General features: G+C 48.5%; 6 protein-coding genes. 1 reads left to right on the top strand and 5 read right to left on the bottom strand.

All coding sequences use genetic code 11. From position 1 onward, the window contains the following. Positions 1-151: 151 nt before the first annotated feature. The 5 genes from T472_RS17935 to T472_RS17915 form a co-directional block, all read right to left on the bottom strand. Complete coding sequence (locus tag T472_RS17935; RefSeq protein WP_023863765.1) at positions 152-2017, bottom strand: ABC transporter ATP-binding protein; 1866 nt, start codon at positions 2015-2017, stop codon at positions 152-154. Next, positions 2014-4221 carry an ABC transporter ATP-binding protein gene (locus tag T472_RS17930; protein WP_023385985.1) on the bottom strand — a complete coding sequence of 736 codons (2208 nt, stop codon included), beginning with the start codon at positions 4219-4221 and terminating at the stop codon, positions 2014-2016. Before T472_RS17930 ends, T472_RS17935 begins: the two co-directional genes overlap by 4 nt. 134 nt (positions 4222-4355) lie before the next feature. After that, positions 4356-5054, bottom strand: a complete 699-nt coding sequence (locus T472_RS17925; protein WP_023385988.1) for a DUF2161 family putative PD-(D/E)XK-type phosphodiesterase — start codon at positions 5052-5054, stop codon at positions 4356-4358. Positions 5055-5107: 53 nt separating this feature from the next. Continuing rightward, entirely contained in the window at positions 5108-5749 is a 642-nt protein-coding gene (locus T472_RS17920; RefSeq protein ID WP_023385991.1) for a hypothetical protein, read from the bottom strand. A gap of 58 nt (positions 5750-5807) precedes the next feature. Continuing rightward, positions 5808-6401, bottom strand: coding sequence for a DUF937 domain-containing protein (locus T472_RS17915; protein ID WP_023385994.1), 594 nt, complete (start codon positions 6399-6401; stop codon positions 5808-5810). A gap of 470 nt (positions 6402-6871) precedes the next feature. Between T472_RS17915 and T472_RS19840 the strand changes: the two genes are divergently transcribed. Then, the coding region (locus T472_RS19840) for a helix-turn-helix domain-containing protein (RefSeq protein WP_023863764.1) at positions 6872-7245 on the top strand (374 nt) is incomplete at its 3' end.

Below are 7245 nucleotides of genomic sequence, written 5' to 3'. Positions count from 1 at the left end.
TCTTTCCTAATAAATTATACATCATGCGACTTTATTATTCTCCGACTGTCCAGTAATGACAACAGAGTTTTCTTATTAGTTTTCTTACCCTAAGCCATTTTGCTTTAAAAAGGCAGGACAGGAAGCCAAAGCTTCAATGTCCTGCCTGTAATCATGCTGTTTCCTTGTCCTCGAACTGGCTGTTGTAAAGATTGTGGTAGAAGCCCTTCTTTTCCATCAGCTCCTCGTGGTTCCCTATCTCGACTATGTCGCCATGGTCCATGACGAGGATGAGGTCCGCATTCCTTATGGTTGAAAGCCTGTGCGCTATGATGAATGACGTCCTGCCCTTCATCAGCCTCTCCATGGCTTCCTGTATCAGCCTTTCTGTCCTTGTATCGACGGAGCTTGTGGCCTCGTCAAGTATCAGTATCCTCGGGTCCTTGAGCACCGCCCTTGCTATCGTCAGCAGCTGCTTCTGTCCTGAGCTTATGTTTGAAGCTTCCTCATTGATCTCCATGGAATAGGTTCCCGGCAGCGTCTTCACGAAATGGTGCACGTGGGCTTCCTTCGCTGCGCAGATGACCTCCTCGTCTGTCGCATCAGGGCTACCGTACCTTATGTTCTCCATGATGGACCCTGAGAACAGCCATGTGTCCTGCAGGACCATCCCGAAGCTCTTCCTGAGCTCGGACCTCTTCATGTCCCTGATGTCCACTCCGTCTATCAGTATCCTTCCGCCAGTTATCTCATAGAACCTCATGAGAAGCTTCACTACAGTGGTCTTGCCGGCTCCTGTAGGCCCGACTATGGCTATCCTCTGGCCAGGCATTGCCTTGGCCGAGAAATCATTTATTATCGTCCTGTCCTCGGTATACCCGAAATGGACGTTCTCGAACTCCACTTCACCTGTCACCTCTTCAATCGTCACGGTCTCCTCCGCTTCAGCCTCCATCTCAGGCTGACCGAGGAACTCGAAGACCCTCTCGGATGCAGCTACAGTGGACTGGAAGATATTTGAGATCTGCGCCACCTGGTTTATCGGCTGGGTGAAGTTCCTTACATACTGTATGAATGAAAGTATGTCTCCGACCTCAATGGCCCTGATTCCTGCAAGGTAGCCTCCGAGTATTGACACCGCAACATATCCCAGGTTGCCCACAAAGCCCATGAGGGGCATCAGCAGTCCTGAAAGCAGCTGGGCCTTGAAGGATACGTCCTTAAGCTCGTCGTTGATCACATCGAACGCCCCGATCGCCTTTTCTTCGCCATTGAATGCCTTCATTATCAGGTGCCCGCCATAGACCTCCTCGACGTGGCCGTTGAGGTTTCCGATGAGCTTTGCCTGCTTCTTGAAATACACCTGGCTCTTCTTCAGGACGGTCATGACGATCCCAAGCGACAGAGGAAGTATAAGTATTGCGGCTACTGTCATGGTAACGCTTATCGAAAGCATCATCACCAGAACACCGACTAAAGTGGTAAGTGAAGATATCATCTGTGACATTGACTGGTTAAGCGTCTGGGAAAGAGTGTCTACGTCGTTAGTGACCCTTGAAAGTATCTCCCCGTGTGTCCTAGTATCGTAAAACTTCAGGGGAAGCCTGTTTATCTTCTCTGATATCTCTTTCCTCAGACTGTAGGAAACCTTCTGTGATACCCCTGAGACTATGAATCCCTGGATTATCATGAGTGCCGAGCTTACAAGGTATAACCCTGCAAGGAACAGCACCGTCCTGAGGATAGAATCAAAGTCGATGCCTCCGGTACCGGATACCTTCGCCACAAGCCCCTGATATAGCTTTGTGGTTGCAGTTCCCAGTATCTTCGGTCCTGCTATTGAGAATACTGCGCTGCCTGCTGCAAATATAATGACAAGGAGGAGCTTGAGCCTGTATGGTGAAAGGTACTGAAGCAGCTTCTTCATAGTACCCTTGAAATCCTTGGGCTTCTCAACTATCCTTCCCATTCCCATTGGACCGCCAGGGCCGGGGCCTGGCCTTTGTGCCTGCTGCGTTGTACTTCTGTTCTCACTCATGCCAGTTCCTCCTTTGAAAGCTGGGATTCTGCAATCTCCCTGTATACCCTGCAGGTATCCATGAGCTCCCTGTGCTTTCCTATTCCGACGATCTCACCCTCATCGAGTACGATGATCCTGTCAGCGTTCATTATTGTCGATATCCTTTGTGCAACTATGAGCAGAGTGCTCGAAGACAGCTCATTCTTCAGCGCTTTCCTCAGCTCCCTCTCAGTCCTGTAGTCAAGGGCTGAGAAGGAATCGTCGAATATGAATATCTCGGGCTCCTTTGCCAGTGCCCTTCCTATTGAGAGCCTCTGCTTCTGACCGCCGGATACATTTGTTCCACCCTGGCTTATTCCTGAATCGTAGGTATCTTCCTTCTCAAGGATGAATTCCTCGCTCCTTGATATCCTTGCTGCCTTCTGGAGCGCTTCCTCGCTGAGTCCGCTTGTCCCATACTCAAGGTTGCTCCTTATGGTTCCCGAGAAAAGGATACCCTTCTGAGGCACGTAGCCTATCTTCTCCCTGAGGTCCTTCATGGATACCTTCCTGACATCAGTGCCGTCAATGAGCACGCTGCCTGCCGTTACATCGTAGAACCTCGGGATCAGGTTGATAAGTGTCGATTTTCCCGATCCTGTAGATCCTATGAATGCAGTGACCTCTCCAGGCATTGCCTTGAAGGAGATGTTCCTGAGAACATCCTCCTCCGCGCCATGGTATCTGAAATATACATCCCTGAATTCGACCTGTCCTTTAAGCTCATCATTGAACTTCTGAGGCAGAGAAGGATCAACGATAGAGGAATCCTTCTCGATCACTTCCATCACCCTGTCAGCAGATACTGCAGCCCTTGGAAGCATTATCGAAACCATCGAAAGCATCAGGAACGACATTATGATCTGCATCGCATACTGCATGAATGCCATCATGTCTCCGACCCTTATGTTGCCAAGGTCAATCTCCTTTGCCCCGACCCATATGATGAGGAGCATGACTCCGTTCATGATAAGCATCATGATCGGCATCATTCCGCTCATCGCACGGCTTACGAACAGGTTCACCTTTGTCAGCTCGCTGTTCGTGTCGTCGAACTTCTTCTCCTCAAGGGCTTCGGTGTTGAACGCCCTTATGATCAGCATACCCACAAGGGATTCCCTCATTACCTTGTTCACCTTGTCAACAAGCAGCTGCACCTTCTTGAACCTTGGCATGGCCACAGCGAAGAGTGATCCTACAAGGACCATGATCGAAACCACACCAAGAAGTATTATCCAGGCCATGGACATGTTGGTCCCGAGGGCCTTGATTATTCCGCCTATTCCAAGGATCGGCGAATATATTACCATCCTGAGCATCATCACCATTATGTTCTGTACCTGGGAGATGTCATTGGTGGTCCTCGTGATCAGCGATGCGGTTGAAAAGCTGTCGAACTCGGTGTTTGAGAAGGTTGTTACCTTTGTGAACACCTTGTCCCTCAGTACGCTTCCCAGCGCTGAGGCTGTCTTTGCTGACAGGTATGTGACGCATACTGCGGCGAACATGCTCAGGAAAGCTATCGCAACCATCATGAGACCAGTTTTCAGTATGTATGATGACCTTATCGAGTCCACATCCGCACCAAGTGCCTCATACTCCCCCCTTATATATGCAAGCGCACCCTGCCTTGTCATCTCGGATGGCATCACAGACATCTGGGCATCGAAGGTCCCTACGAGGTTCCTCACCTGCTCATCGGACATCATCTTAAGCGCCTGGAAGATGTCAGTACCCGCAGGGATTCCAATAGGTATAAGACTCTTCTCTCCTGAATTGTAGTTCTCAAGGGCGTAAAGGACAGGCAGCCTCTTCTCAAGCATTGCAGTAAGCTCAGCAAGTGAAGCTTCATCCTTTCCCGTGAGTATGTAGGCGCTGCCCGAAGCGAGCGCCGGATACTCATCAACATGGTCTTTCCCGGAAGTGCTGTCCATCAGGGTATAGTTACGAAGAAACAGCTCCTCCCCGGAATCATCCAGTATAAGCTTTAACTTATCATATTCCTCAGCCCTCATGGCTTTGACCAGTGCTGACTCGATTCCCCCCTGCTGGATCCCAACGTTGACTATCCTTGACATGTAGTCCGGAAGCGACAGCTCCCCGAATGCCTGAAGGAACAGAAGCACGACAATAAGTGCGATGTGGATATAGTGGGATTTAAGATATCTGAATATCCTTATCATATTCTCACCCTTTCATAAAATCATAAAGAACTGCGGAACAATCCGCAGTCCTGTTTTCGGGAGCGTGCTCCCATAGCTATTAAATGTTATAACAGTAATCTTAAAAATATAATAAGCGTGTGCTTACAAATATCTCATGACTCAATGTCAGTAAACTCGGACCTGAACCTTTCGATATGCTCCTCGTATTCCCTGTAGTCCTCTGACTTCTTCTCATCAAGGGCATACACACCCCTGTCCACCTTCATGAACCAGCCATAGAAGTTGTCCCTTAAGAGCCCTGGCTTTATGCCTAACGACTTAAGGTCCTTGGGAGCTGCAGTGCCCTTCTCCCTGAGGTACGCCACAGCCTTGAGGGATTCCTCCCTGTATGCTGTGAGAAGCTTCTTTTTTGATGAACCTCCCGTATTAGCGCTTATGGTCCTTCGGCTGAACTCCTTGAGAAGGGCGGTCCTTTTCTTGACCATCGTCCTCCTTGCCTTGTCCAGCTCGTAGAAGGACGGTTCAAGGATCTCGGTAGCCTCTCCCGCTTCAATATCAACGTATAGAAGTCCAAGCTCCAGCCGCCTTAAAAGGTACAGCATGCTGTTGAAAGCCCTGTCCTTCCTTATCCTCTTTGGCTTCGGGACTGCAATGTACACCAGGTCGCATACCTTCTGCCTCATGGCTCCCTGAATCAGGAGGTCAGATGAGAAGTTCCTCTTGAGCTCTATCCCCACAATGAGACCTTCCCTTACGGCGCAGACATCCATGTCCTTGACTTCAGCCCTTACTGTGAAGCCCCTTTCCTCGAAATATTTCCTGACTCCCTCGTAGAGGTCCGTTTCCTTCAAATGATCACCGCCAAATATCCATAATATCCTAATCAGATGATACACCAGAATACCTATTTTTCATATCTTCCAAGCAGCTTCACAGCCAGAGATGAAGTCTTTTTTCTCGGGCAATGTGAAGCCCTCCCTGCAAAAGCAAGTATTTCCACCTTCATTGAGGAATCCTCGAAACACTCAAGAAAACTTAACAGTGCCGCACCCATTGCTACAAGCCTGCACTCCTCTGACACCTCGCCCTTGTGATAATATGTCCTGTGCTCGATTGAAAGAAGTGCCCGCGTTGCTGCAGCCTCAAGGTCAGGCCTTGCCTTGACAATCTTCCAGGCATTTCCCGCCATGTTGGCTGAGTCCACCACCTGTCCGCTGTCTAGGAGAGCAAGCCAGAGGTCCAGATACCTGTCAAACTTCCTCTTTGTGTCAGCAGCAGCGAGTCCTGAAACCGTAAGTATCGAACCCCACCTCAGGAAGCTGTTTTCAGAAGCCATTAGGGATGCTATCTCGTCGTAATGGTCATAGACAAGAATCGGATCCTTCTCAGATAGCCTCCTTACGGCCTTGTCACATTTGAACCTCACGGCACCTTTCCCGTTGACAAGTATCCCAACTACCTCAGACAAAGCCTGTTGGTCCTTTGATATGAGCTCCAGCAGTTCATCTTCAGCCATACTTTTAACTTCCTTATCATCAAGTGTCACATAATTCACCTCCTGAAGGCGCATGAAAGGCCTGGATAGACCAGGCCTCTAAAATAGGCTATTTGAACAAGCCGAGCAGGCTGCCAAGATTCCCAAGAAGGCCGCCGCTGCTGTCTCCGTCTGAGTCGAGAAGCTGTCCGACAACATCCATAAGTCCTCCGCCTGAACCAGAAGTCTTCTTGGAAAGCTGTCCTGTGATCAAGGATGTCAGGTCAGATATCCCTGAAGTGTCCAGGTTGTCCTCCTTCTTCTTCTTTGCCATAGCTCCAATGACAAGCGGTGCCAGCATTGAAAGCAGGCTCATGACCGTAGACGAGTCAAGTCCCGATTTTGCAGCAAGTGCTGACGTCACGTTCTCCTTCTTTCCGGATAGTATATGGTCCAGCATCTTGGATCCGTCTTCCTTGTTGACATTAGTAAGGAATCCCGATAAATCAGTCACGTCATCGTCACTATGGTCATCAAGCGCCTTGCTAAGGGCGCTCGCGCCCTCCGGTGTGCTCGCATTTCTCTTCAGTGCCTCAAGTATCGCAGGTATGCCGAGTTCTGCAATCTCTTCTGCCTTGTCAGCGCCGATATCCTCCTTCTGCCCAAGCTGCTGCAGAAGTCCCGATCCACCTAATCCTGATGTCAGCATTTCAAGTATGTCCATTCAACACCCTCCTACATCCTTTTGACTTAAGTCTATCACCAGAGGTCAAGGAAATTCCATAAAAGGGTACATGATTCACAGAATGTTGACCAATTGATGAAAAAGCTTGCGCAAACTCGTGACTTCAGTCGTGAGTTAGCAAGCAAAGTCAAGAAATAATCAATAGTTTGAAGAATAACACATACAAAGTAATAAATATCATCAAGTACTTGAATAATAGCTTTGCATTTCCAAATGTTATACGTACCTAGGGTATTCTTATGTCTAAAATCCATTATGTACACGGTTATGTGAACGATTTGTTAAATCTGATTGCTGATAACAATTCTTTGTATATTTTGGATGTTGAAACGCATAATGATTATGTGCATCTGCAGATCGAAAGCACCGAGGAACAGATCCGCAGGTACATACAGAGGAAGGAAAGAAATAAGACAGTTCAAGCTTTTATAGTGGCGGAGGTGAGTGCATTGCTGCAGCATAAGGCCTATGAATACCGTATCTATCCTGATAAGAAGCAGGAAACGCTGATTGCAAAGACGATAGGCAGTTCAAGGTTCGTATACAACCATTTCCTGGAACTTTGGAACAAGGAATATGAGGAGACCGGAAAAGGTCTTACTTATTCCGCATGCTCCAAACTTCTGACCAGGATGAAGAGGGACCCGGAAACAGTATGGCTTTGTGAAGTGGATAAGTTCTCCCTTCAGAATTCGCTCCGTAACCTGTCGGATGCCTTCTCCCGCTTTTTCAAAGGACAGAATGAGCATCCCCGGTTCAAGAGCAAAAAGAGCCCTAAGCAAAGCTACACTACACAATTCACTAACAACAATATCGCAGTATC

The organism is Youngiibacter fragilis 232.1 (assembly GCF_000495435.3).
GTDB lineage: Bacteria > Bacillota > Clostridia > Clostridiales > Clostridiaceae > Youngiibacter > Youngiibacter fragilis.
Note: the sequence above shows the minus strand (reverse complement) of the source record. Positions and strands in the feature narration are given on the sequence as shown.

What these genes read in the sequence shown, in the direction of transcription:
- T472_RS17935 (WP_023863765.1), bottom strand. Translation starts at nt 2,017, where the DNA reads ATGAGTGAGAACAGAAGTACAACGCAGCAGGCACAAAGGCCAGGCCCC.
- T472_RS17930 (WP_023385985.1), bottom strand. Translation starts at nt 4,221, where the DNA reads ATGATAAGGATATTCAGATATCTTAAATCCCACTATATCCACATCGCA.
- T472_RS17915 (WP_023385994.1), bottom strand. Translation starts at nt 6,401, where the DNA reads ATGGACATACTTGAAATGCTGACATCAGGATTAGGTGGATCGGGACTT.